Annotated in this window: 22 protein-coding genes; 17 read left to right on the forward strand and 5 right to left on the reverse strand. The window is 40.8% G+C overall.

Translation table 11 applies throughout. From position 1 onward, the window contains the following. Window positions 1-451: 451 nt before the first annotated feature. Together QTN47_RS21665 and QTN47_RS21670 are read right to left on the reverse strand one after the other, a co-directional pair. Window positions 452-961: a tetratricopeptide repeat protein gene (locus QTN47_RS21665; RefSeq protein WP_369331523.1), complete on the reverse strand. Its 510-nt coding sequence runs from the start codon at window positions 959-961 to the stop codon at window positions 452-454. Window positions 962-1,714: 753 nt separating this feature from the next. Next, entirely contained in the window at window positions 1,715-2,689 is a 975-nt protein-coding gene (locus tag QTN47_RS21670) for a deoxyhypusine synthase family protein (protein ID WP_369331524.1), read from the reverse strand. 165 nt (window positions 2,690-2,854) lie between these two features. Here QTN47_RS21670 and QTN47_RS21675 point away from each other — a divergent pair, with 165 nt between their 5' ends. From QTN47_RS21675 to QTN47_RS21695, 5 genes are all read left to right on the forward strand, one after another. Next, a complete protein-coding gene (locus tag QTN47_RS21675; protein WP_369331525.1) occupies window positions 2,855-4,258 on the forward strand; it encodes an alpha/beta hydrolase family protein in 1,404 nt (467 codons plus the stop codon). 148 nt (window positions 4,259-4,406) lie between these two features. Then, window positions 4,407-4,997, forward strand: a complete 591-nt coding sequence (locus tag QTN47_RS21680) for an acyl carrier protein phosphodiesterase (RefSeq protein ID WP_369331526.1) — start codon at window positions 4,407-4,409, stop codon at window positions 4,995-4,997. 83 nt (window positions 4,998-5,080) lie between these two features. Further along, window positions 5,081-5,587 carry a DUF2911 domain-containing protein gene (locus tag QTN47_RS21685; protein ID WP_369331527.1) on the forward strand — a complete coding sequence of 169 codons (507 nt, stop codon included), beginning with the start codon at window positions 5,081-5,083 and terminating at the stop codon, window positions 5,585-5,587. 95 nt (window positions 5,588-5,682) lie between these two features. Continuing rightward, window positions 5,683-6,276 (forward strand): hypothetical protein, encoded by a 594-nt coding sequence (locus QTN47_RS21690; RefSeq protein ID WP_369331528.1) that lies wholly within the window; start codon window positions 5,683-5,685, stop codon window positions 6,274-6,276. After that, on the forward strand, window positions 6,254-7,042 hold the full coding sequence (locus QTN47_RS21695; protein ID WP_369331529.1) for a CPBP family intramembrane glutamic endopeptidase: 789 nt from the start codon (window positions 6,254-6,256) through the stop codon (window positions 7,040-7,042). Before QTN47_RS21690 ends, QTN47_RS21695 begins: the two co-directional genes overlap by 23 nt. A gap of 115 nt (window positions 7,043-7,157) precedes the next feature. Here the strand turns inward: QTN47_RS21695 and QTN47_RS21700 are convergent, their stop codons facing one another. Continuing rightward, window positions 7,158-7,592, reverse strand: coding sequence for a hypothetical protein (locus QTN47_RS21700; RefSeq protein ID WP_369331530.1), 435 nt, complete (start codon window positions 7,590-7,592; stop codon window positions 7,158-7,160). A 1,456-nt stretch (window positions 7,593-9,048) separates the two neighbouring features. On the opposite strand from QTN47_RS21700, the gene QTN47_RS21705 reads away from it, so the two are divergent. Further along, window positions 9,049-10,188 (forward strand): cystathionine gamma-synthase, encoded by a 1,140-nt coding sequence (locus tag QTN47_RS21705; RefSeq protein ID WP_369331531.1) that lies wholly within the window; start codon window positions 9,049-9,051, stop codon window positions 10,186-10,188. 282 nt (window positions 10,189-10,470) lie between these two features. Here the strand turns inward: QTN47_RS21705 and QTN47_RS21710 are convergent, their stop codons facing one another. After that, window positions 10,471-10,929 (reverse strand): DinB family protein, encoded by a 459-nt coding sequence (locus QTN47_RS21710; protein WP_369331532.1) that lies wholly within the window; start codon window positions 10,927-10,929, stop codon window positions 10,471-10,473. A gap of 179 nt (window positions 10,930-11,108) precedes the next feature. On the opposite strand from QTN47_RS21710, the gene QTN47_RS21715 reads away from it, so the two are divergent. The 5 genes from QTN47_RS21715 (at window position 11,109) to QTN47_RS21735 (ending at window position 16,577) form a co-directional block, all read left to right on the forward strand. Next, the gene (locus tag QTN47_RS21715; RefSeq protein WP_369331533.1) at window positions 11,109-11,708 is read left to right on the forward strand and encodes a phosphatase PAP2 family protein; all 600 of its coding nucleotides are present in this window, start codon (window positions 11,109-11,111) and stop codon (window positions 11,706-11,708) included. After that, on the forward strand, window positions 11,701-13,392 hold the full coding sequence (locus tag QTN47_RS21720; protein WP_369331534.1) for an ArnT family glycosyltransferase: 1,692 nt from the start codon (window positions 11,701-11,703) through the stop codon (window positions 13,390-13,392). Before QTN47_RS21715 ends, QTN47_RS21720 begins: the two co-directional genes overlap by 8 nt. Continuing rightward, window positions 13,376-13,798: a GtrA family protein gene (locus tag QTN47_RS21725; protein WP_369331535.1), complete on the forward strand. Its 423-nt coding sequence runs from the start codon at window positions 13,376-13,378 to the stop codon at window positions 13,796-13,798. Before QTN47_RS21720 ends, QTN47_RS21725 begins: the two co-directional genes overlap by 17 nt. A 228-nt stretch (window positions 13,799-14,026) precedes the next feature. Then, the gene (locus tag QTN47_RS21730) at window positions 14,027-15,934 is read left to right on the forward strand and encodes a S9 family peptidase (protein WP_369331536.1); all 1,908 of its coding nucleotides are present in this window, start codon (window positions 14,027-14,029) and stop codon (window positions 15,932-15,934) included. A gap of 166 nt (window positions 15,935-16,100) precedes the next feature. Next, on the forward strand, window positions 16,101-16,577 hold the full coding sequence (locus QTN47_RS21735) for a YcxB family protein (protein WP_369331537.1): 477 nt from the start codon (window positions 16,101-16,103) through the stop codon (window positions 16,575-16,577). A gap of 6 nt (window positions 16,578-16,583) precedes the next feature. On the opposite strand, the gene QTN47_RS21740 is transcribed toward QTN47_RS21735, so the two are convergent. Continuing rightward, window positions 16,584-18,137 (reverse strand): bifunctional metallophosphatase/5'-nucleotidase, encoded by a 1,554-nt coding sequence (locus QTN47_RS21740; RefSeq protein WP_369331538.1) that lies wholly within the window; start codon window positions 18,135-18,137, stop codon window positions 16,584-16,586. A 172-nt stretch (window positions 18,138-18,309) separates the two neighbouring features. On the opposite strand from QTN47_RS21740, the gene QTN47_RS21745 reads away from it, so the two are divergent. The 6 genes from QTN47_RS21745 (at window position 18,310) to QTN47_RS21770 (ending at window position 25,309) form a co-directional block, all read left to right on the forward strand. Further along, window positions 18,310-19,533, forward strand: coding sequence for an N-acetylmuramoyl-L-alanine amidase (locus tag QTN47_RS21745; protein ID WP_369331539.1), 1,224 nt, complete (start codon window positions 18,310-18,312; stop codon window positions 19,531-19,533). A 1-nt stretch (window position 19,534) separates the two neighbouring features. Continuing rightward, window positions 19,535-19,849 (forward strand): Dabb family protein, encoded by a 315-nt coding sequence (locus QTN47_RS21750; protein ID WP_369331540.1) that lies wholly within the window; start codon window positions 19,535-19,537, stop codon window positions 19,847-19,849. A 662-nt stretch (window positions 19,850-20,511) separates the two neighbouring features. After that, window positions 20,512-21,771, forward strand: a complete 1,260-nt coding sequence (locus QTN47_RS21755; protein WP_369331541.1) for a hemolysin family protein — start codon at window positions 20,512-20,514, stop codon at window positions 21,769-21,771. A gap of 346 nt (window positions 21,772-22,117) precedes the next feature. Further along, window positions 22,118-22,999, forward strand: a complete 882-nt coding sequence (gene tatC / locus QTN47_RS21760; RefSeq protein ID WP_369331542.1) for a twin-arginine translocase subunit TatC — start codon at window positions 22,118-22,120, stop codon at window positions 22,997-22,999. Between the two features lie 28 nt (window positions 23,000-23,027). Then, on the forward strand, window positions 23,028-23,483 hold the full coding sequence (rpiB, locus tag QTN47_RS21765; RefSeq protein ID WP_369331543.1) for a ribose 5-phosphate isomerase B: 456 nt from the start codon (window positions 23,028-23,030) through the stop codon (window positions 23,481-23,483). 311 nt (window positions 23,484-23,794) lie between these two features. After that, a complete protein-coding gene (locus QTN47_RS21770; RefSeq protein ID WP_369331544.1) occupies window positions 23,795-25,309 on the forward strand; it encodes a M28 family peptidase in 1,515 nt (504 codons plus the stop codon). Window positions 25,310-25,313: the final 4 nt, after the last annotated feature.

The raw sequence follows: 25,313 nt of genomic DNA on the forward strand, positions 1-25,313 counted from the left end.
CGCTAATAGCAAGTTAAACATAATGGTAAAGACTGAGGCCGCATCGTCACCTTCAATGATAGGAGAGGTCTCCCGAACAGGATGTTGTTAAATTTTGTACTGAATTATAAAACTCAGGTTTGTTTAATGTTGGGAGAAGTCTCCTATCGTCGACATGAAGATAAGTGCTCATCAGCAAAAGAAATTTGAAGCAGCACTAGTTGTAAGCAATATATATAGATAGACACTGCATCCGAATCGTCACCTCGACGATAGGAGAGGTCTCCCGAACAGGATGTTGTTAAATTTTGTAATGAATTATAAAACTCAGGCTTGTTTAATGTTGGGAGGTGTCTCCTATCGTCGACATGACGATGACTGTGCATCAGCAAAACAAAACTGCAAGGGTAAAAAACTCAAATAAAAAACCCGGAAGAAAATCCTCCGGGCTGTTTAAAATCATTTGATCTTTTTATCCCGCACCTTCCATCTCTTTCGCAATCTCCATCTTCGTCTTTGTCCTGTCAATATCTGCCTGGTAGTCTTTAACCTTGTCGTTGTTCATGCAGAATAAAATTGCCTGCTGGTAATTTTTTATAGCAGCCGCGTAATTGCCTTTTATTTCATTCATCAAACCAAAACGGTAATGTACCCAGCTTTTTTCGATCGTTATTACATTAAGACATTTATCCAGGTGCCTTTGCAACTCATCAAAACGCTCCAGGTCTACATAAATGCTTGCCATGTGAAAATAAGGGTGTGGGTAAAGCGGGTTCGCCCTCATGGCGGCCTTAAAATGCATTTCAGCCTTTTCATAATTATCAAACTGCGTTTTATAAATCCAGCCTATGGAATTATGTGCGGGCGCAAAATCAGGCTCATCATACAAAATCGATTCATACTTCTGAAATGCCTCGTGATAGTTATTGTTACGAATATCTGCCTCTGCCTCCAGGTACAATTGTTCAAAGCTTGTTGTCATAGATTTCGTTTTAGTGTTAGGATTATTGTTTCTCTGCGGTCTCTAATATAGCCTATTCAACAACAACGAAGGTAAGTTTTGCTTTGTTAATATGTAGCTATCAGCTGTCAGCAATCGCCTTTCAGCTTCTATTGCCTGGTTCGCAGGTCTTTTTTTGCAGTCTCAATGGTAAAAATAATGAGGCAGTTTTTGTTAAATGCTTAAATAGCTATTAGCTGTCAGCAATCAGCTTTCAGCTTCTATTGCTTAGTTTGTAAGTCTTTTTTTGCGGTCTCAATGGTAAAAATAATGAAGCACTTTTCGTTAAAATGCTTCACTAGCTGGGCTGTCAGCAATCAGCTTTCAGCTTGATTAACCGGTCTGTTAAATGAATCACTGATGAACATTTCACTATTCATCATTGACTATTCACCCAAAATCACCTATAGCAGAAAGCCCTGCTCCGTTATGGAACAAGGCTTTTTGTAGCTATAAGCTGTCAGCAATCAGCTTTCAGCTTGATTGACCGGTCTATTTAATGAATCACTGATGAACAATTTCACTATTCATCATTGACTATTCACCCAAAATCACCTACAGCAGAAAGCCCTGCTCCCTTATGGAACAAGGCCTTCTGATTGCTATGAGCTGTCAGCAATCAGCCTTCAGCTCTTATTATTTGATCTTACTAACTTTTCATTAACCTTTTGGAGTGACAGAGACGAAACGAAGCTCGCATCAACGTACTTCGTACTTCATACCTCGTACTTGTCACTACCATCCCAGGATATACGCAAATATCAACGGAGCTACTATTGTAGCATCGCTTTCAACGATAAACTTAGGTGTATGAATGTCCAGTTTACCCCAGGTGATCTTTTCGTTAGGAACTGCACCTGAATAAGAGCCGTAAGAAGTTGTTGAATCGGAGATCTGGCAGAAATAGCTCCAGAATGGAACATCATGCCATTCAAGATCCTGGTACATCATCGGCACAACACAGATTGGGAAGTCGCCGGCAATACCGCCACCGATCTGGAAGAAACCAATGCCTTTACCACCGCTGTTGGCACGGTACCAATCGCTCAATGTAACCATGTACTCAATACCGCTCTTCATGGTAGAAGCTTTCAGCTCACCTTTAATTACATAAGAAGCGAAGATGTTGCCCATAGTACTGTCTTCCCAACCAGGAACAACGATTGGAATATTCTTTTCAGCTGCAGCAAGCATCCAGCTATTTTTTGGATCAATCTCGTAGTATTGTTCCAAAACGCCGCTCAACAGCATTTTGTACATAAACTCGTGTGGAAAATAACGTTCGCCTTTTTCATCAGCATCTTTCCAGATCCTATGAATATGCTGTTGCAATCTTCTGAATGCTTCTTCTTCAGGAATACAGGTGTCTGTTACACGGTTATAGTGATTTTCCAACAGATCCCATTCTTCCTGCGGACTAAGATCGCGGTAGTTAGGGATGCGTTTGTAATGTGAATGCGCAACAAGATTCATGATATCTTCTTCAAGGTTGGCACCGGTGCAGCTAATAATATCCACTTTGCCCTGGCGTATCATTTCAGCGAAAGAAACACCCAGCTCGGCAGTACTCATCGCGCCAGCCAGTGTAACCATCATTTTACCACCTTCCAGCATATGCTGTTCATAACCTTTTGCAGCATCAACCAAAGCGGCAGCATTAAAATGCCTGTAATGATGCGTAATAAACTGTGAAATAGGACCTTTACTCATTACTTGAAATTTGAGGCACAAAAGTAGTGATTTTGAGAAAGCCCGACATTTCATTGTGAAACCAGCATTAAAAGACTGCATTTTTAACTGGATGCCCATGATAACAAGGCCAAAGCGGAAGGTTAAGGTGCTTGCTTTTTCTTACCTTCAATTTAAATAAGATATATGAGACGATTTATTTTAATGCTGGTGATACTCAGCCCCTTACTTTCCATGTGTCAGCAAAACATGGATGGAAATTGGCTGGGGAGCCTGGAAGTGGGTATAAAATTGAGAGTGGTTTTTCATATTAAGAAAGATAACAATAAATTCATTACTACATTGGATAGCCCGGATCAGGGCGCGGAGAGTATCCCGTGTGGTGAAACATTTGTATCATCCGATTCATTGACAATTGATATCCCGGTTATTAAAGGGAAATACTCCGGACGCATTATCAGTGATTCGGTGGTTGTGGGTTCTTTTTTTCAAAACGGACAAACACTTCCGCTTAAACTCATTAAAACAAACAAGGTAATATCCTCGTTAAAGCCGCAAACGCCGGTGCCACCCTTCAGCTATAAAAGTAACAGTGTGGAATATTCAAATGAAACAAAGTCTGTAAAATTCGGGGGAACTTTTACTTATCCCTCTGCAGGTGGTCCGTTTACAACAGTATTATTAATCACAGGAAGCGGACAACAGGACAGGGATGAAACGGTTTTTAATCACAAACCCTTTGCTGTTATAGCAGATTATCTTACTAAAAAAGGATACGCTGTTTTAAGAGTTGATGATAGAGGTGTCGGGCAAACCATTGGCGATTTAAAATATGCAACCACCGCAAGTTTCGCGCAGGATGTACAGGCAGGAATAGCGTATTTAAAAACAAGAAAGGATGTCAACCCTGCGAAGATTGGCTTGATCGGCCACAGCGAAGGCGGACTGATTGCAGATATGGTGGCGGCAGACAACAAAGACATTGCGTTTATTGTTACACTGGCGGGACCCGGTATTAAAGGGAGTGAGATATTGATTGAGCAAATTCAGGCAGGCCTGGAAAAAGATAGCGTAAGTGCGAAAGCGATTAATGCGCAGTCAGAAGTTTATCGAATGTTGTTTAGCACCATGGCAGTAGAAAAAGACACTTCCAAAATATTCTATGAAGTATGGCGGAATTTTCAGACATGGAAAAGCAAGCAGGATGCGGCGACTTTAAAGGAATTGAACATTACTTCAGACAACGATTCACAGGGTAATCTTCGCGCAATGATCAGGGACTTTTCCAATCCATGGATCCGCTATTTTATTAAAACCGATCCTGTTTCTTATATTGAGAAGTTAACTTGCAAGGTGTTAGCCTTAAATGGTGAGAAGGACATACAGGTGCTGGCAAAATCCAATCTTCCAGCCATAAAAGCGGCCCTTGCCAAAAGCCAATCACCTTCTTACGAAGTAAAGGAACTGCCGGGCCTGAATCACTTATTTCAGCATTGCAGCAAATGCGATATAGCTGAATATGTTGATCTTGATGAAACGTTTTCGCCAGAGGCATTGGATATAATCGGAAAATGGATGGACGGATTGTAAAGCTTAAAGCTTAAAGTCCAAAGCCTAAAACCTGTGATCGGTTGCTATCCAAGCCCGTTGACTCTAAGTAAAGAATAGTGAAATTATGCTCTAATCTAAAGCTTTAAGCTTTAGGCTTTGAGCTTTAAGCTTTTCAAATTGCTGACTCATGAATTACCTAGCGCATGCATATCTTTCATTCGATAGTCCCACTGTATTGGTGGGAAATATGATCAGCGATTTTGTGAAAGGCAAAAAGAAGTATGAATTTGACGAGGCCATTCAGAACGGGATCATGTTGCACCGCTCAATCGATGATTTCACAGATAACCACGAAACAACGAAGGAAGCCAAGCAGGTTTTTAAATCGACGGTGGGCTTGTATGCCGGGGCTTTTACAGATGTAGCATATGATCATTTTCTCGCCAACGATCCAAATGAATTTACAGAAGCCAGCCTAAAGACTTTTGCGCAACGGACTTATGCTACCTTATCCAACTACAGGCACGTTTTTCCACCACGTTTTGCCGGAATGTTTCCCTATATGCAGCAGCACGACTGGCTGTACAATTACAGAACGAATTGGGGAATTGAAAGGAGTTTTGAGGGACTGGTAAGAAGAGCCACCTATTTGCACGATTCGCCGGGTGCATTTGATGCTTTCACCGCAAATTATAGTACTTTAAGAGACTGTTATGAGCAATTTTTTCCTGCGCTGAAGAAATTCGTGGAGGGTATCTTTGCGACTTTCAAATTATAATTTCATTCGTTAATAACTAAAGCTTTTGAGTGATGAAAATTGTGAGTCTTTGTTTTGCCTTTGCCTGTTTATGTAGCGCTGTTATGGCGCAAAGAAATATTGAGCTGGATAAATCACCGTTAGACATGGTGTATTACCCGGTTAACTACCCCGTGCAGAAAATGAACGGAAAGGAAAAACATCCACCGGAAGCAAGGGTTATTTATAGCAGGCCGCAAAAGAATGGCCGCACAATATTTGATGGCATTGTTAAGTATAACCAGGTATGGCGACTCGGTGCAAACGAAGCAACGGAAATTGAGTTTTTTACGGATGCAAAAATTTCAGGAAAATCTATCCCGAAAGGCCGGTATACCATGTATGCTATCTGTAACCAGGATAAGTGGACGATGATATTTAACACTGACAATTACGTTTGGGGGTTGGCCTACAATCAAAAGAAAGATGCATTAAGAGTGGATGCTCCTGCACAAAAGAATGATGAGGATGTTGAAAATTTCACCATGTACTTTGATGGAACAACACAAAAAGCAGCTACATTAAACATTATGTGGGAAAAGACTAAGGTTGTAATCCCTATAACATTTTAATTGAAAATTGACAGTTGACAATTGATAATGGGAAGTCACGCATCTGTACGTTTTCAATTATCAACTTTCCGCTGTCAATTAAGAAAATGGCGATTTTGACTAAGATAACCAACATTTCGCAGTTAACCAGGTTACATACATTGATACCTGCCCGGATACAAAAGCCGGCAGCAGTTTCGTGCGGAAGATGTAATTATGTTAATGAAGTGAACAATGTTTTTTGCACGAATTGCGGATATCCGATAAAGCATACGCCTGAAGTTCTTTCCCTGTATCATATTCGCGATAAGAGTCGTCATACCCTGCTTACCCAATGCAATAGTGTTATAGTTGTAGCCAGATGGGTTTTATATGTTCTTGCTGCCCTGTGCCTTACGGGGACAGGCTTTATGTTCGGTTCACGGGAGGACAAGCTTACACTTTTCATTATTACATTTATTATGGCGGTTATGTTTGGAGTGCTCGGATATTGGAGCCGTTACAAACCGTTCACGGCCTTGCTGGTTAGTTTTGTTGTTGTAATAACGTTCTCAACTATATCAGTATTCGGTAGTGTTATCCACGCATTCACTACAACAAACGGCTTATATACCATTTTATTCAGCATGGTAATTATCTATTTCTTACTCAGAGGTATTCAGGCTGCTTACAGAGCGGATCTGGTTAATGAAGAACTTGAAATTGTTTAATGTGGAAGAACCGTTACACGAGATATATCACTGCGATGAATGCAAGGCTAATGTGAAAGGATATCAGCGTTTTTGCCATAATTGCGGTGCATATCTTGGAAATAATGCAGAAGAAGTAAGCATATTTAACAACAAAAATCTGCGTTTCGCTTTCTTGTTTTATTTAATCAATCTCTGTGTTTGCATTTTTGCGAAATCATCCGGATGGTTTTTCTCTTATGACCATTTGTTTTGGCTGGAGATTGTTTTGGCAATCATTGCCATTTTATTTGCGAGGCTGAACAGGAAAACAGTCCTTCCCGCTTTGCGATTCAATAATTTTAATTTTTTTGTCCTTCTCGCCGTTATTGCGTCTGCTGCATTATTTGCCTTTGTGGTGAATATTTGTGTGCACCAATTAAATATTTCATTGTTCAGGAATGATGTTAGCTATTACAGCGCATATAGAGCATACAATTATCCTGTTTTGCTAATGATTTATTCAATTGCTTTAATGCCCGCATTGTTTGAGGAGCTTGCATTCCGTGGTGTGCTGTACGGATATCTTGGTGTTTTTTTGGATGACAGGCTTGTAGTTATTTTAACAGGTTTCGCATTTGCGACCATTCACCTGAATTTTATTTCGTTGGTGTGGTTAATTCCCTTTGGGGTTGTGTTAGGAGCATTGCGCAGAAGATATGATACGATCTGGTATGGCGTTATCTTTCATTTCATCTTTAACCTTACGGCATGCTTAATGGATTTATATAAACATGGTGTGATATAGCAAAGTATTTCTTCCTAAAAACAAATACGAAGCAGGGGTCTGCCTCGTACTTGTTCTTCATTCTAAATGTATATCGGGTGCTTAGGAGTAGTATAAATCATTTCCGGTGTTGCTTCTATTCGCTCTTTTTATACTTGTCCTGCAAGGTAAGATCGCCATCAACTGATGAGTTAACTATATACCAGTATTTGGTGTCTTTTAAAGTTACCTGGTAAATAACCTGGTCTGCATTTGTGAATTCAGTTGCGCCATATATTTCCTTGCCATCATATTTATTCTTCAATGCCATCATTATTTTTAGTGGCAGATCTTTTTCATGATAGTATCTCAATGAGCTAACAAAATTTCCCTGTTTGTCATAGTTAACTTTTGTAAGAGTACCAGCCTGGGAAAAAGATACCAGGTAGCCAGCATCGCTCTCGTTCCATTTTACGCTTACTGCGTTTGGAAATGTTTTATTGAATGATTGTTTGATCTTGTCATTAGGGTCAGCCTTTGCAATTGTCATAATGAGTAAGCTGCTAACAGCCATTAAAAATATCTTTTTCATAATCTTCGGTTTTGTGTGTGTTTGTTTGATGATGTAAAAGTATAGCGCCTGATAAGCGGTGTCAATGTTTTATACACCATCGGTAAGTGTGATTAATAGCTTGCGGGAGCGTGAAACCAGACACATTACCGAAGCGGGATTTTTTTATTATAAAGCGCCAAAAACGCGTGTTGAGTGGTCTTTGCATTGTTACACAACCCCGGTTAATCTTTTGTTAACCTACAAGAATCAAGGGATGAAAGGTAAAAAGCTGTGAGCTATCAGCTGTCAGCTATGAGCTTTCCTGTCTTTCTCGTTAGTACTATCTCTATATAGATGAATTGAGGCACCTAAAGTTTAATCGAATGGGTGTCAGGTTTCAGGTATCAGGTATCAGCAGGCTGCCTTACCTGTTTATGTATGCCTATATAGATGAAACGACTCACTTTTAGTTTAATTGATTCCCCGCGTCGCTGCTTCGTTGCGCCCGCCGCGTGAAACTAGCTGTGAGCTATTAGCTATTAGCTGTCAGCTTTGCTGTCTTACTTGTTTAATTTGATTCCATATAGATCGGCTGATGCACCTAAGGTTTAATCGGGTATGTATTGGGTGTCAGGCATCTGCACTGTTGTAGTTGATTCGTCTTTAGTTTCAATGATCCGCCGCGCCGCTGCTTACCAGCTGTGAGCTATTAGCTATTAGCTGTCAGATTTGCTGTCTTACTTGTTTAATGTGATTCCATATAGATCGGCTGATGCACCTAAGGTTTAATCGGGTATGTATTGGGTGTCAGGCATCTGCACTGTTGTAGTTGATTCGTCTTTAGTTTCAATGATCCGCCCCGCCGCTGCTTCTTTGCGTCCGCCGCGTGAAAAAACCAGGGCCTTTGCACCTTTGCTTCTTTGCGCCTTTGCGTGAAACCAGCTATCAGCTGCCAGCTTTTACTGTCTTAATAATTGTATGTAGAGTTTCGTTGAAAGTATTCGCCGCGCCGCCGCTTCGTTGCGCCGGCCGTGTGAAACAACCAGGACCTTTGCACCTTTGCTTCTTTGCGCCTTTGCGTGAAACCAGCTGTGAGCTGTCAGCTTTTGCTGTCTTAATAATTGTATGTAAAGTTTCGTTGAACGTATTCGTTGCGCCGCTGCTTCGTTGGGCTCGCCGCGTGAAACTAGCTGTGAGCTATTAGCTATTAGCTGTCAGCTTTGCTGTCTTACTTGTTTAATGTGATTCCATATAGATCGGCTGATGCACCTAAGGTTTAATCGGGTATGTATTGGGTGTCAGGCATCTGCACTGTTGTAGTTGATTCGTCTTTAGTTTCAATGATCCGCCGCGCCGCTGCTTCTTTGCGCCCGCCGCGTGAAACAACTAAGGGCCTTTGCACCTTTGCTTCTTTGCGTCTTTGCGTGAAATGCCTCTTTGTGTGAAACAGAGGTTCGCTGCACATTTTTCCCCATCTTTGTCAAAATTGAAATACATGAAAGCTGGTACCAAGTGTATACATGCCGGTGTGGAACCGGATCCGTCTACAGGCGCCATCATGACGCCCATTTATCAAACATCCACCTATGTGCAGGAAGCGCCCGGTAAGCACAAAGGCTATGAATATGCACGTAGTCAGAACCCCACCCGTTTTGCATTGGAAAGAGCTGTTGCAGAACTGGAGAACGGCAAATTTGGTCTTGCATTTAGTAGTGGTGTAGCCGCTACCGATGCCGTTATTAAATTACTACAGCCCGGCGATGAAGTAATTGCTGCAAATGATATGTATGGTGGCACATATCGCCTGTTTACCAAAGTGTTTGAGAAGTTTGGTATTAAGTTTCATTATGTAAACATGCAGGATGCAGCCAATATAAAACCGCTGATCAACAGCAATACCAAACTTATCTGGACAGAAACACCCACCAACCCGTTGATGAACATAACGGACATAGAGGCGCTTTCCGATATCGCAAAAGAGCACAAACTGTTATTATGCGTTGATAACACTTTCGCTTCTCCATATTTACAGAACCCGTTGGATCTCGGTGCAGATATCGTTATGCATTCTGCAACCAAATATCTTGGTGGACACAGTGACGTTATACAGGGCTGCCTGGTGATGAATGATGAAATCTTGAGGGATCAGCTATATTTCATTCAGAAAAGTTGTGGTGCTGTTCCTGGTCCGCAGGACTGCTTCCTGGTACTTCGCGGAATAAAAACATTACATATCCGCATGCAGCGCCATTGTGAGAATGGAGAGAAGATTGCCCATTTCCTCCGCAATCATCCTAAGGTAGGTAAAGTGTTTTGGTGCGGTTTTGAAGATCATCCCGGTTATGCTGTGGCAAAAAAACAGATGAAGGGTTTTGGCGGTATGATGAGCTTTGAATTAAAGGACGATAATGTTGAAGCCGCCACAAAAGTATTGTCTTCTACAAAAGTATTTGCACTTGCTGAGAGCCTTGGTGGCGTGGAATCTTTAATCAACCATCCGGCTTCCATGACCCACGCATCAATTCCAAGAGAAGAAAGGATCAAAAATGGTCTTTCTGATTCTTTGATAAGACTAAGTGTTGGTATTGAAGATATTGAAGATTTGATCGAAGATTTGAACCAGGCGATTGGATGATTATAGTGAATGGTCAATGGTGAATAGTGAAAGATGCAGGCTTGTTGGGTTTTATTCGACAAGTGATTAATTAATCAATCTATTTATAGCAAGATTGTTTCTTTCCTCTATTCAAATTGAGCTTTGTAATGATCTTGCAAAGTGAAACTGCTAAGCCTTTCACTATTGACCATTCGCTATTCACTCTTTTACAACTTCTCCATTCATTATCGAACTGGTAACGTGTATGCTAATATGAGATTGTTCAACTTTTCACTATTGACCATTCACTATTCACGTTCTTCATAACGCGCTTTCCCGTATGAAAAAAATATAGTCCGTCACCGGTAATTTTTGAACTCCGTCAAATTTTAATAGCTGCCCTATTTGTGCACGATGATGGGTGCCATGATTGGTAACCTGGGTTAGTATATCAACCAGTCTGTTACTAAAGGATTCTCCTCTTGAATTTTTGTAGTCAATCATTTTTTCAAAATCGCCCGGCTGTGATGACTCAATGAATGTTTTCCATTGAACAAAATTTTCTTCAATTGCAAGTGCTATTTGTTCGGCTTCCCATTCCGGCCAAATAACTCCTCCCGTCTCTCTTTTGCAACGGTGTAGCCAAACCTGCTGGGCGCCGAGCAAATGAGCCATAAGTGAAAGAACCTTTTTGTTATTGTCTGAGTTTAGAATCGTGTGAAGTATCTGCAAGTTGCTATTGTAATCATATTGAAACATCCTTAGAAAGTATTCTTTCATATCTGTTCATTTTATTTTGAATAATGACATAGGTCCGTTAAAATTCTTAAAGTTAAAGCATATGTAATTCATTTGAAAGTCACTTGAATACATTGTTTCACCGCTTGCTTTATCCCATTACAATTTCGTCACCATTCCTTAATATTTAGCTAATCTCACAAAAGTAAGTTTGGCAAAAAATGGATATCCTGCAAAGCCTCGAAAACATTGATAAATATGTCTTCCATCTTATCAATGACGAATGGACCTTTTCATGGCTCAACGGCTTAATGCTTTTGCTGCGTGAGCCGGCAACATGGGTTCCTCTTTATATTGGAGTTTTGTTTTTTATTTATAAAAAAGATAAACAGCTGGCCATTCCATTTTTGCTCTGTAGCATTGTTACTTTCGCCATTACTGATGTAACCAGTGCAAGCATATTAAAACCAATGTTGGCAAGGCTAAGGCCATGCCAGGAGGCTGGCCCGGATTTTTCTGTAAATGCCTTGGTGGGTTGCGGTGGATTGTTCGGTATGCCATCATCCCATGCATCCAACCATTTCGGGCTGGCAACCTTCTGGTTTATTGCAGCCTCATGTTATTTAAAACAAAAATGGTATTGGGTATGGCTTTGGGCCGTTGCAGTATGCTATGCGCAAGTGTACGTTGGTAAACATTATCCGGGAGATATTATCGCTGGTGCTATTTTGGGTATTATAGGCGGTAATATTACCATGCAATTATTGTATTATTGGATGCAGTTGCAAAACAAGCGGAAAAATACCAGGGCTTATGGCTAATCAATCTGGCAATGATCTTCTAACTAAAGAAATCAGTCTTCCTCGAATACTTTTTTATGTTCTGTTGGCGGTTGCAATTGTTGTAAATGCATCAGGTCTTTTTATCGATATACTTGAACCTGATTCAGCTTTATACGCATCTATTGCAAAAAGAATTGCATTAACAAATGACTGGGTGAACCTTTACGGCGATGGTCATGATTGGCTGGATAAGCCGCACTTTCCATTTTGGGTGGCTGCAATAAGCTTTAAAGTGTTTGGCATAAATGCATTTGGTTACAAGTTGCCTTCGTTTATTTTCTGGTTGATTGGAATAAGGTACACTTATTTACTGACTAAGAACATCTATAACGATTCTGTCGCCAGACTCGCTGTCATCATCTACATAACAGCTTTACATGGTGTGTTGGAAAACTTCGATGTTCGCGCAGAGGGTTATTTGACGGCGCTTATCATTGCTGCTATTTATTATATTCTCAGAGCCGGGGAAAAAGGAAGGTTGTTGTATTATTTGCTGGCTGCTTTTTGTTCCGCATGTGCAATAATGACCAAAGGTATTTTTGTACTGTTTACTATTTGGGGAGGTTTTGCATTGTATTGGTTGGTAACATATCAATGGAAACAATTCGTTGATTACAGGATCTGGCTTACAGTATTGCTCACTCTTGTATTTACTTTTCCCGAATTATGCAGTTTGTATGTTCAGTTTGACATGCATCCTGAAAAAATAGACTTTGGTCAGACTCATGTCTCGGGCATCCGGTTCTTTTTCTGGGACAGCCAGTTTGGCCGTTTCTTTAATACAGGACCCATTAGAGGAGAGGGCGATCCGTTCTTCTTTTTACATACTTTGTTGTGGGCATTTTTGCCCTGGCCAGTGATATTGTATACTGCGGTTATCAGGCTTTTCGCCCGGAAAGGAAATGGTGATCCTTCAAATCGCATTTTTATTGTTTATGGAAGTGCGGCGATTACGTTTGTCTTATTTTCTTTATCAAAATTTCAGTTGCCACATTACATCATTATCATTTTTCCACAACTTGCTATCATAACGGCCCAGGGATTAATGTCGTTTTTCAGTTCGAAAAAACTTGCAAAAGGCGTTTCGATCACACAAAGTATTTTGTTAATTATAACAGTAGTGGCCAGCATCGCTTTAATGTTTATTACCGGATTTAATGGATTTTATTCCGTAGTTATTTTCGCATCGGTTATAGGTTGCTTTATTTTTTATAAATACAGAAAGACAACCTTGCGTGATATTGTTTTGAAAGGGTTTGCCTCATTTGCTATGCTTCACCTTTTTTTAAATGTGGTTTTTTATCCGCAGTTGTTGCAATTCCAGTCTGGTATGCTGGCAGGAAAATGGCTAACAGAGCACGGTTATAATAAGAAGCTTGCGATGTACAAATCAAATTCCTACTCACTCGAGTTTTATGCTCCCGTAAATGTAGATAGGTTACCAACCGGTCAATCTTTAGACAGTTGCATTGCAAAAGGAAATATTATACTTTACACAACAAAAGAAAACGCAGCAGAACTTACTGGCAGCGGATATAATGTACAACTATTGAAGGAATATGCTTTTTATCCTGTTAGCCGGTTAACTTTGCCGTTTTTAAATTACAAAACCAGGAGCAGGGAACTACAGCAAATAGTTCTGGCCAATGTTTCAAAAAAGTAAAGCCGGCATGGATCCTAAAGCAACGTCATTTATTCTAAAGTTTTTGAAGTTTGGGATTACTGGTTTCATTGGAATGATTGTGGACTTCGGAGTTACCTGGTTGCTGAAGGAAAAAGCGAAATGGAATAAATACCTGGCCAATACAACAGGCTTTACTTTGGCTGTTATCAACAACTACATCCTTAACCGCATTTGGACATTTAAAAGCACAAATCCCCAATGGCTTGCCGAATTTGAAAAATTCCTGTTTCTAAGTATTGTCGGCTTGTGCCTGAATAATCTGATTATTTACCTTCTTACCGAAAAAAGAAAGACCAATTTTTACGTAGCCAAAGCAATCGCAGTCGTTATCGTTGTTTTGTGGAACTTCTTTTCGAACTACTTTTTTACGTTTAGACTGAATTAGCTGTCAGCAGTCAGCTTGAAGTACGAGGTATCAGGTGTCAGGTTTCAGGTATAAGCAATAGAGTGCTGTGCCTAAAATTCAGACATCCTTAAATCAGAGATGATCAAATCAGACATCTGACATTTGCATCGTCTCTCCATCTAAAATCGTACATCGTACACCTTACATAAGTTAGTTTTCGTAACCTTGCACCGGCTTAGGCCTTATTGATCAATTTAAATGCATGCTATGAAATATTTATTATTAGCAGGACTACTTTGTAGCGGTACAGTTATGGCACAACAGCATCTTACCCCCGAATTAATGTGGAAGCTTGGAAGAGTTTCCGGAACAGGAATCAGTACTGATAAACAGTTTGTTATCTACAGCGTAAACACGCCCGACATTGCTGAAAATAAAAGCAATAGTAAAAATTATAAGATCCCTGTAGCAGGAGGAAGTGCGGAAGAAATTGCGAAAACGGATGACATATTGCACAATGACAGAATTTCTCCAGATGGAAAATTTATCATTAGCAGCAAGCCTGTAAAAGTGAAAAAAGTATACGGAAGTGATTTTTACCCGGATCTCACAAAGTCAAATGTGCAGATCTACGAAACCTTAAACTACCGGCACTGGGATACATGGGAAGATGGAAATTTTGATCATGTGTTTGTTGCTCCGCTGGTAGATGGTAAGCCGGGAGAGGAAAAAGACATCATGGCCGGAGAAGCTTACGATTGTCCTCAAAAGCCTTTCGGCGGCAATGAGGATTTTATCTGGAGCCCTGATAGCAAGAAGATCATCTACGTAACAAAGAAAAAATACGGTACTGAATATGCCGTTAGCACAAATACGGATTTGTATGAATATGATCTGGCTTCAGGGTCTACCAAAAATCTGACTGAAGAAAATAAGGGCTATGATGTAGCGCCCGCATTCAACAACAAGGGCGAGTTAGCATGGATGAGCATGAAACGTGATGGCTATGAAAGCGATAAACAGGATATTGTTGTTTGGAATGGAGCCACCAAAATGAACCTGACTCAGCAGCGTGATGATATTCACGTTGAAAGCTTTAAATGGAGCGATGACGGCAAAACGATCTTCTTTATCGCGCCGATAGACGGAACACTTCAATTGTTTTCAGTTAATTATCCTGGTAAAACAAGGATGGCCGTTGTGATCAGACAAATTACAAAAGGCGATTTTGATGTAAGCGGGATAGTAGGTCAGGCAGGGAGTTCACTTATTGTTTCAAGAACAGATATTAATCATGCGGCGGAGTTGTTTACCGTAGATCTTTCCGGCGGCACTTTGGCGCAGCTTACCCATGTTAACGATGATGCCTTTGCGCAGTTGGGTGTGTGCAAAACCGAGCGCAGGTTTATTACCACTACCGACAATAAAAAAATGCTTGCATGGGTGATCTATCCGCCTGATTTTGATGCAAGCAAAAAGTATCCGACGTTATTGTATTGCCAGGGTGGTCCACAATCTGCGTTAACGCAGTTTTACTCCTTCCGTTGGAATTTTCAGTTGATGGCATCACAGGGATATATTGTTGTAGCGCCCAACAGAAGAGGTATGCCGGGTCACGGTACACAGTGGAACGAGCAAGTGAGTAAAGACTGGGGCGGACAAGTATTGCAGGATTACCTGAGCGCGATTGATGCACTGAGTAAAGAGCCTTTTGTCGATAAAAGCAGGTTGGGTTGCGTAGGTGCAAGTTTTGGCGGTTTTTCTGCTTTTGCGCTGGCGGGGATGCACAACAACCGCTTTAAAACTTTTATAGCGCACGACGGTATTTTTGATTTTAGAAGCATGTACGGAACGACGGACGAAATGTGGTTTGAAAACTGGGAGAAGGGTGGCCCTTATTGGGAGAAGAACAATAAAGTAGCTCAACGATCTTTCAGCCAAAGCCCGAGTAACTTTGTTGACAAATGGAATACGCCTATCATGATCATTCAGGGTGGTATTGATTTCCGTGTGCCGATTGAACAGGGACAGCAGGCGTTTCAAGCTGCGCAGCTAAGAGGAATAAAGAGCAGGTTCCTGTATTTCCCGGACGAAAATCACTGGGTATTAAAAGCGCAGAATGCACTGGTTTGGCAACATGAATTCTTCAAATGGCTTGATGAAACGCTTAAATAATTTCATGTAGAAATATTTTAATACGCACTCCAACTGCCTCAATTTCATTGGGGCAGTTGTTTTTTAAGCAGCCTGTTCACCAAAAAGAACAGAAAAGTTTTCGGTCTGCCTGATTTTTCTCTTAACCTTGCACAACATTTTTGAACGCGTAAACCGGCTAAGCTTCATGCAGTACAGTTTTTCTTACAACAAAAAACAGGTAATACAAGGCCTGCGGTATCATTTCATTTCCAGAACTGAAGTACGCTTCCTTGTTATTGTAGTAAATGTATTCGCTATTATAGCAGCCGTTTTATACTTCATGAAGAAAATTCGCCCCGAACCTTTTTTGCTTGGTTCCTTTTTGTGGGTGATGATCATGTTAACCTTTTGGCAAATACTGCCATTGCTCATCTACAGGCGGGAAGCTACATTTAAAGAAAGCTTTACCATCTATTTTGCCGAACATGATGTGAGACTGGAAAGTAGCCGTGGATACGTTGACTGGAACTATAGTCAATTCAGCAGCTTTTTTGAAAGTCCTAATTTCTTTCACCTTTATTTTAACCCAAGGTCATTTTTCCTTATACCCAAAGAAGGCATGACTGAAGAATTTAAGCACGATTTGAGAGGAGTGCTTAACAGAAAGATTGGGAAGAAGTAAAAATTCTTACAATTTCCCGTTCATTCTTTCCAGATACTTAATAACAGCCAATCTTATATCGCTTTGAGGATTTAGTGGCGAAGTCTGCTTGTTGTACAATCTGTATACTTCGTAATTTTTTTCATTCAGAAAGCCGAGATTCTGTTCCTGTCCTTCAATCAGAAAATCATTCAGCGCTATTTTATATGCTTGTTTTTCGTCTATTGGTTTACCGTGAATCAGCCATTTGCCGTTACTGGAAGTTATAGTGGAAGAATACTGTAAAAAGCCGCCGGTCGCGCTGTTTTTTTTGCCGGCTTCCAATACCTGGATCAATAGTTTTCCGGTAATGTCAGCCTGCCTTATAGTGCCTCCGTAAGGCATCGCGCGCATAATGGTGTATTGTGTTATTGGAGGCGCCAACATTTCATCAACCCGGATGGAGCCTGCGTTGAATAATGTGGCGTCCGTATCCGGACATGCATCGGCCATCGCCGCGCAGATCAGTTTAGTAAAATTAGATTGAGTAGTGCTTACAACACTGTCTCTCGCATCAAACGGAGCTCCTTCTTTCAGCAACACTTCCCTGTAATTAAAGCCAAGTGCTCCGTAAGCTGTATCAACAACAGACCACCATTTATTGACTACATTGTTTGTGGCATCGTCAAAAGCAATTTTGTTGTCCAGTTCTTTTAATTCAGGTTTGGGTGTTGTAGCAGTTCTTGCTCTTGTATCAATTTGCAGCCTTACCACATAAGCATTCACTGCATTTGAGTGAGCTTTGGTTATATATACATTGCCTACTTTTTCAAAACGCATATCATGTTCGTGGCCTCCAATAATGGCCGCCAATTTTGGAAGTTGTTTGGCCAGTTGTATGTCCTGATCGAGGTCCTGATGCGTAATAGCTACAACGGCATCGCACGAATCCTTTATCTTCTCATAAATGATTGTCGCTGCACTTAGCGGGTTTTGATAGGCAACATATTTCTTTTTTGTTTTAGGAATGTTAATACCGATAAATCCAATTCGCGCCGTTGTTCCATCTGCATCTTTAATTGACCGGATTACATAAGTTGGTATAGGCGTTGCAGACGATCCTGAGATCTTTTGAAAAGGCTGTTCTTTCCCGTTTTTTACCTGGAAGCTGTTGGATGAAACCCATTGGAAATTGGATTCATTAATACGTTCCTGCAAATCAGCTTCGTCAAGATCAAATTCATGATTTCCAAATCCAACAAGGTCAAAGCCCGCAGTATTCATGGCCTCAACCATTTGTTTGCCTATCACTGCTCTGCCTTGCAATTTCATTCTGTTATAGATAGATGGACTTAAAAAGTCTCCTGCCATTAGCAACAGTGTATTTGGATTGGCTTGCAGGTACTGCTTTTTTAAAGTAGCCACACGGGCTAAACCGCCTGCTTCTCCGTTCCTGATAGCTGATATCTCGTACACATCGTTTACCTGCACCAGTACAACTTCAATCTTGCCGTCGTTTCTGTGACTGCCCGTCTTTATGCTTGAACAAGCCGCAAATAGGAGCGTTACGCAAATTGCGCCGATAGTTTTTAACGGATTCATGCCTGCCTGAATTAGCTGGTTAAGGTAAGCAACAATTTCTTAAAGGTGTAGTTATATTGCATTAATTCATGTTTTGTTTTTATTTTCAATTTTCAAAATCAGCCTGAGGATACGCGCTGGCTGTAATTGCGGGTGCATGTATAGCATGACCCGGTTAAGAAAAAATATGTGAATGAAAAAAGTTCTTTTCGTAGCGTCTATGCTAGTCTGCACCATGGTGCATGCGCAACATGCCGTTACATCGTACTCGGTTGGAAAAACTACAGGTGATCTGCCTTACATGGAATATGGGCTAGGTGATGACAGGCTGGGCGGAGCAAAAATGACCTATCTCGATACAAATGTTTTGGTCCGGGTGGTGGATAGTGTAAAGGATGACTATGAAGTGCAGTTATCCCGCAGCCGTTTTGCTTATTTGCCTAAGTCATCGGTGGTATTTGATTCGGTACGGCACATTAAGCCTTATTACCTTACGGGTAGTTGTAAAGTGTACGGCGACAGCCTGTACGATTATGTAAATGTTTTGCTGGATGAGAAACTGCCATATACCAGCATACAACAGATCAATCCCTCGCGTATTGTCGTAGACATATTTGGCGCTACAAGCAATACCAACTGGATAACGCAATTATCTACAGCAAAAGAAATCAAGAATACCTGGTATGAACAAGTAGACAATGACGTGTTCCGCCTGATCATTGAATTAAAACATCCGCAGCATTGGGGCCATACCATCTATTATGACAGGAATAAACTTGTAATACGTGTTAAACAACAGCCGGCTAACGAGCGCTGGGGGAAATTGAAGATCGCGATAGATGCAGGCCACGGAGGGGCGAACAGAGGCGCAGAAGGCGTTACGAGCAAAATACTGGAAAAAGATTATACGTTGCTGTTTGCGCAACAATTGGAGCAGGTGCTGAAAAAGAAAGGCTTTGATGTGTTTATGACACGCAACAATGATACTACACTGGACATGATAGAGCGGGTTTATATGCTTAGAGAATATCAGCCTGATGTGCTGTTAAGCCTTCACCTCAATTCCGCAGGTAACGATACGGTAAAAGGAACAAGTACGTATTACCGGTATATTGGTTTCAGGCCGCTAACCCAGTCTGTAATGAAACGCATGTTGCAAACAGGCCTGAGTGAATTTGGCAATGTGGGTAATTTCAATTTTGCTTTAAGTGGCCCGACAGATTATCCCAACTGCCTTACAGAAATTGCTTTTCTAAGTAATGTAGATGATGAAAAAAAAGTGCTTGACGCAGGTTTCAGAAAAAAAGTGGCAAATCAGATCTATTTGGGACTGAATGACTGGCTGGCCACAAATGGCATCATCGTTCCAAAACCATCTCCTCAAAAAGCAAAAAAAACAAAAAATAAAACAAGCTAACATGAAAAACTTATTTGTTCATCACGTGTATTTCTGGCTAAAAAATCCAGGTTCGCAGGAAGATCTGGCACAACTGCTCGATGGTTTGAATAAACTGGCAAAGGTTGAAACCATTCAAAAACATCATATCGGCGTTCCTGCAGCAACAAACAGGGACGTAATTGAGCGCACTTATGCGGCTTCATGGTTGGCTTTGTTTGATAATGCCGCAGATCAGGATAGCTATCAGGTAGATCCCATCCACCTGAAATTTGTTGAGGAATGTTCACATTTGTGGAGCAAGGTGGTGGTGTTTGATAGTGTTGATGCATCATAGTCAATAGCGGCAAGTCAACAGTGAATAGTCAATGGTCAAAGGCACAGGCTGCTTCACTTTTTTGTGGCCTCTCGTTAAGGTAGTCAATAGTAAATAGTCAAAAACTGTGACTTTCTAATTTTTTTCAATCATCTGAAATTGAAGGGATCGCAAAATCTAAAGATGCTGCACATTTCACTATTGACCATTCACTATTCACTAAGTCAATAGTGAATGGTCAATAGCCAAAGATGCAGTTTTCGCGAGGCTTTTGCGTGCATTCATTGAGGTCTTAATGAATTGCCAAATGTTCGGCGTGAGCTTTTCACCTCAAAGATTAAAAGGCCTATCCAACCGGAATCTGCCACACCTTTCACTATTGACCATTCACTATTCACTAAGTCAATAGTGAATGGTCAATAGCCAAAGATGCAGTTTTCGCGAGGCTTTTGCAGGCAGTCACTAAGGTCAATAGCGAATAATCAATAGTCAAAGATGCCGTTTTCGTGTGCTTTTTGTAGACTTCAGTTAGGGTAGTCATTGCCGTGTAAAAGTTTAGGGCTTTTTACATTATGAATTAAAAGGCTTAGCTGGCCGGAAACTGTTGCACCTTTCACTATTGACCATTCACTAATGACTGAATTCACTATTCACCATTGACTATTAATTTTTACATTTGTTTCATGAGTGAATTAAACATATTACTCGCCATAGTAGGTACTTTGATCTTTATCGGCTTTTTTGCCGGTATTGAAATTGCTTTCATCAGTGCCAACAGGCTAAGCATAGAGCTTAAGAAAAAGCAGGGAAAGAAAAGTGCAGTCATTCTTTCCGGCTTTATGGACTCACCTGCAAAATTCCTCGGCACCTGCCTGGTGGGGATCAACGTGTTTATGGTGGTGTACGGCCTTCTTTTCAGCCAGTTAAACAAAAGTTCGTTGTGGGCCTTTCTGCACGTTGAAAATGCCTACGTGCAACTGATTGGTGATACCATCATCTCCGCGTTTATTGTACTGGTTTTCGGTGAGTTTATGCCCAAAGCAATTTTCAGGGCTAAAAATGATGTGTTGCTGAATTTCTTTGCGCCGATGATCAATTTATTTCACAGCCTTTTTTATCCGTTCGCTTCGATTTTTGTGAAGATCTCTGAATGGATTTTGAAAAATCTTTTCAATGTTCGTGTAAAAGACAAGGCGGAGGCCTTTTCGCGCATTGACATCGAAAACTTTTTTCAGCAGGTTAAAGACCAGGACGAGAATACGGATGAATTAAACGCAGAATTGTACAGAAATGCGCTTTCGTTGCCGATGGTAAAAATCAGGCAGTGTCTTGTGCCCAGAACCGAAGTTGAAGCCATTGATCTAAGTCTGTCCATCGATGAAGTAAAGACCAGGTTTATAGAAACCAAACTGAGCAGGATAATTGTTTATAAGGACAATATTGATAACATCCAGGGATATATTCATCAGCTGGATTTGTTCAAAAAGCCGCAATCTTTACAATCTATCTTACTGCCAATCCCTGCCGTTCCTGAAAGCATGAGTGCAACGGACCTGATCACCAAATTTTCAAAAGAGGGCAAAAGCATTGCCTGGGTGGTGGACGAATTTGGCGGAACAGCTGGAATAATTACCATGGAAGATGTACTGGAAGAGATTTTTGGGGAAATAAAAGATGAATACGACACTGAAGAATTTGTAGAAAAACAGATTTCCGAGAATGAATTCATTTTTTCCGGCAGACTGGAGCTGGATTATTTGAAAGAAAAATATGATATAGAATTTCCTGAAAATGAGGCGGAAACATTATCAGGATACATTATAAGTGAACATGAGACCATACCTAAGTTAAAGGAAAGAATAATCATCAACCGGTATGAATTTGACATTTTGAACGTTAGCGACACCCGTATTGAAATGGTAAAGATGAAGGTGTTGAGGTAGTGGGGCGTGAATAGTGAATAGTCAATAGTGAAAAATACAACATTTTAACTTATTGCAGTTACTTTTCCGAATGATAAAAGCTTAGGAAGAATAAGAGAAGAATTGGATGCTGAAGAACAATTAACATGTTTAAGTAGTTTATATTTAGCGCTTTGCGATGGGTTTGGATTGTTGCCTTGCCATATTTTGAATGGAAACGCTTATTAGTTTTTAAGCAGGAATGCATCTTTCACCTTTGACCATTCACTTTTCACCCAATTTAGCCTAGTTTTATTTGCTGCCGTGCGTCTCATATACCTTAGACCTTTAACTTTGCCAACCTTATATTTTAAGTAGTAAGAATTTAATGGCAACATCATTTATCGACAGAAAAAGAACCTCCAACAGTGAAATGTCTTTTATAGACCACCTGGAAGAGTTACGCTGGCATATCATACGTTCCGTACTTGCCATTCTAATAATGGCCATTGTTATTTTCGTTAATATACAGTGGGTATATTCAAACATCATTACCGGCCCCATTAACCCGGACTTCGTGAGTTATAAAGCACTTTGCGATTTCAGTCACTGGCTGCATATTGGTAAAGCGCTTTGTATGGACCCGCTGCAGATAAAAATGCAGACAACTACCTTCGGTGGTCAGTTTTTAAGCGGTATCTCCATGGCGCTGATTGGCGGTGTGCTAGCGGCATTTCCATATGTGTTTTGGGAATTCTGGCGATTTGTAAAGCCGGCTTTAAAACCGAAGGAAGTAAGAAACACCCGCTTTATTATTTTTTGGGTGTCGCTGTTCTTTTTCACTGGGGCGGCTTTCGGTTATTTTGTTTTAGGGCCGTTTACCTTCAACTTTTTGGGCGGATTTAAACTGTCCAATACTGTTGAAACCATTCCTACCATCAGTGACTACCTGGATAATTTAACCAATATCATCCTTGGCTGTGCGCTTGCTTTTGAATTGCCGGTAGTTGCTTTTGCGCTCACCAAAATCGGACTGATCACGCCTGATTTCCTGAAAAGATCGAGGAAATTTGCAATAGTGGTTATCCTGATAGTAGCTGCGGTTATTACACCTAGCCCTGACTGGATAAGCCAATTGATTGTATTTACGCCGTTATTTATGTTGTACCAGCTGAGTATTGTAGTTTCTAAAAGAGCCTATAAGAAAATGCAGGAAGATGATGAAAATTGGGATAAAGAAGAGGAAGAAGAAGTAGAAGAGTGGAGCTAATCTTAACATCATCATTAAAATTACCGTTATGAACACCATTTTCGATACAAACAAACCCATAGCAATCGGCTGCGACCATGCGGGTTATGAATATAAGGAAGCGATCAAAACCTGGTTACAGGAAAAAGGCTTCCAGGTAAAAGATTTCGGAACCAATTCTCCGGATTCTGTTGATTATCCTGATTTTGCTCACCCTGTTGCTTCTTCTGTTGAAAATGAAGAAGCCGCCTTTGGTATCCTTTTATGTGGAAGTGCTAATGGCGTAGCCATTACAGCAAATAAGCACCAGGGAATAAGAGCCGGCCTTGTTTGGGAAAACGAGGTTGCTAAACTGGTTCGTCAGCACAACAACGCAAACGTTGTTTGCCTGCCTGCACGTTTTATCGCATTGCCTTTGGCGCTTGAAATAATCGAGACATTTGTCTCTACACCGTTTGAAGGCGGAAGACACGGAAGACGTGTAGAGAAAATGGCATGCATGTAGTGCTGGATCGTGAATAGTCAATGGTGAATAGTGAAATTGCGGCGATGCATTCTAAATTCTAACTTGCTATTTTAAGTACGAAGTACGAGTTACGAAGTACTTCGATCAAGTCAGGCTTATTGACTGAAATCCATTTAGAAAGGGAGGCAACCATTATTCGCCCAAACATTCGTATTAATAAATATCGGTTACAATTTTTTTAAGAAAGCGGCTGAGAAACGTTACGTAGATCAAGATTAAGTACTTCGTACTTCGTAACTCGTACTTAGCCGCTTTAATTATTTCCGCATAAATCGGATTATTTAACCATCATGAAAAAACTACTACTCTCTGTAGCTGTAATAGCAAGTATTGCGGCTATGGCGCAAAAAGATCCGGCAAAGAAGTTTGCCGAGACCATCACTGCCAAAGATCTGAAAACCAAACTGACCGTTATTGCAGGCCCCGGAATGGAAGGCCGCGAAACTGCTACAGAAGGTCAGCGTAAAGCAGCAACTTTTATCGAAAATCATTTCAAAAAACTGGGATTGCAGCCTGGAGCAGGAAACGGCTATCAAATGGAATACCCTGTTTACCAGGATTCACTGCAAAGCGTTTCTTTCTCTGTTAACGGTAGAGTCTTTACGTTAGATAAGGACTTTACAATAAGCGCCGGTTCTTTTGCTACATTTCAGCGCACTGCCAAAGATGTAGTGTTTGCATCCTTCGGTATTGTGGATTCAACTTCCAACGATTACGACGGATTGAATGTGAGTAAAAAATGGGTGCTGTTAATCGATGGAACCCGGGCAGATGTTGATAAAGCACCTGATGCTGAATCTCGCTCAAACCTTAGAGCATTATACATGAAAGTTGCTCTTGCAAAAAAGAATGGCGCACGCGGTGTTATTATCGTGTCCAACGATTTTCCTAAAAAAGAAGCTTTTGCACGTTTGGGAAATATGCAGTTGAAGCAAACCGCTGATTCGAGTATAGTTCCCGTTGTTTATGCTTCTAAACAGGCTGCAGCAGCAATTGTTGGTAAACAGGTGTCTGCACTCTCTGACCTTTCCAAACAGGTAAGGGGGATTTATCCTGCGACAATTGATCTGAACGTCGTACGCTTTACCAAAACATTGCACAGCACAAACGTGTTGGGTGTATTACCTGGTACCGACAAAAAAGATGAATATGTTTTTGTAACTGCACACTATGATCACCTGGGTAAAAAGGGAGATGTTATTTACTACGGTGCAGATGATGATGGTTCCGGAACGACGAGCGTGTTACAGATAGCAGAAGCTTTCGCGAAAGCCAAAGCAAAAGGCATTTCTCCAAAACGTACCATCGTGTTTATGACTGTATCTGGCGAAGAGAAAGGATTGTGGGGAAGTGAATATTACTCCGAGCATCCTGCATTTCCACTGGATAAAACTTCTGTTGATCTGAATATTGATATGGTTGGCAGAATTGATCCGGATCGTAAAGAAGGTGATTCTACAAACTATGTATACACAATTGGTGAAGATAAATTGAGCAGTGAACTATTTGGTATCAGCGACAGTATCAACAAGAAATACATGAACCTGGAGCTTGACAGAAGATTCAACGATCCTAACGATCCTAATAAGTTCTACTACCGCTCAGACCACTTCAATTTTGCTAAAAAAGGTGTGCCTGTTATTTTCTACTTCAATGGCGTTCACGCAGACTATCACCGTCCGACAGATACAGTTGACAAAATCAATTTCAATGTGATGGAAAAACGTGTGAGGCTTGTATTCTACACAGCCTGGGAAATGGCTAACAGAGAGAATATGCTGAAGAGAGATATTCCGTTGAAATAAACAA

It is taken from the genome of Danxiaibacter flavus (genome assembly GCF_041060425.1).
GTDB lineage: Bacteria > Bacteroidota > Bacteroidia > Chitinophagales > Chitinophagaceae > Danxiaibacter > Danxiaibacter flavus.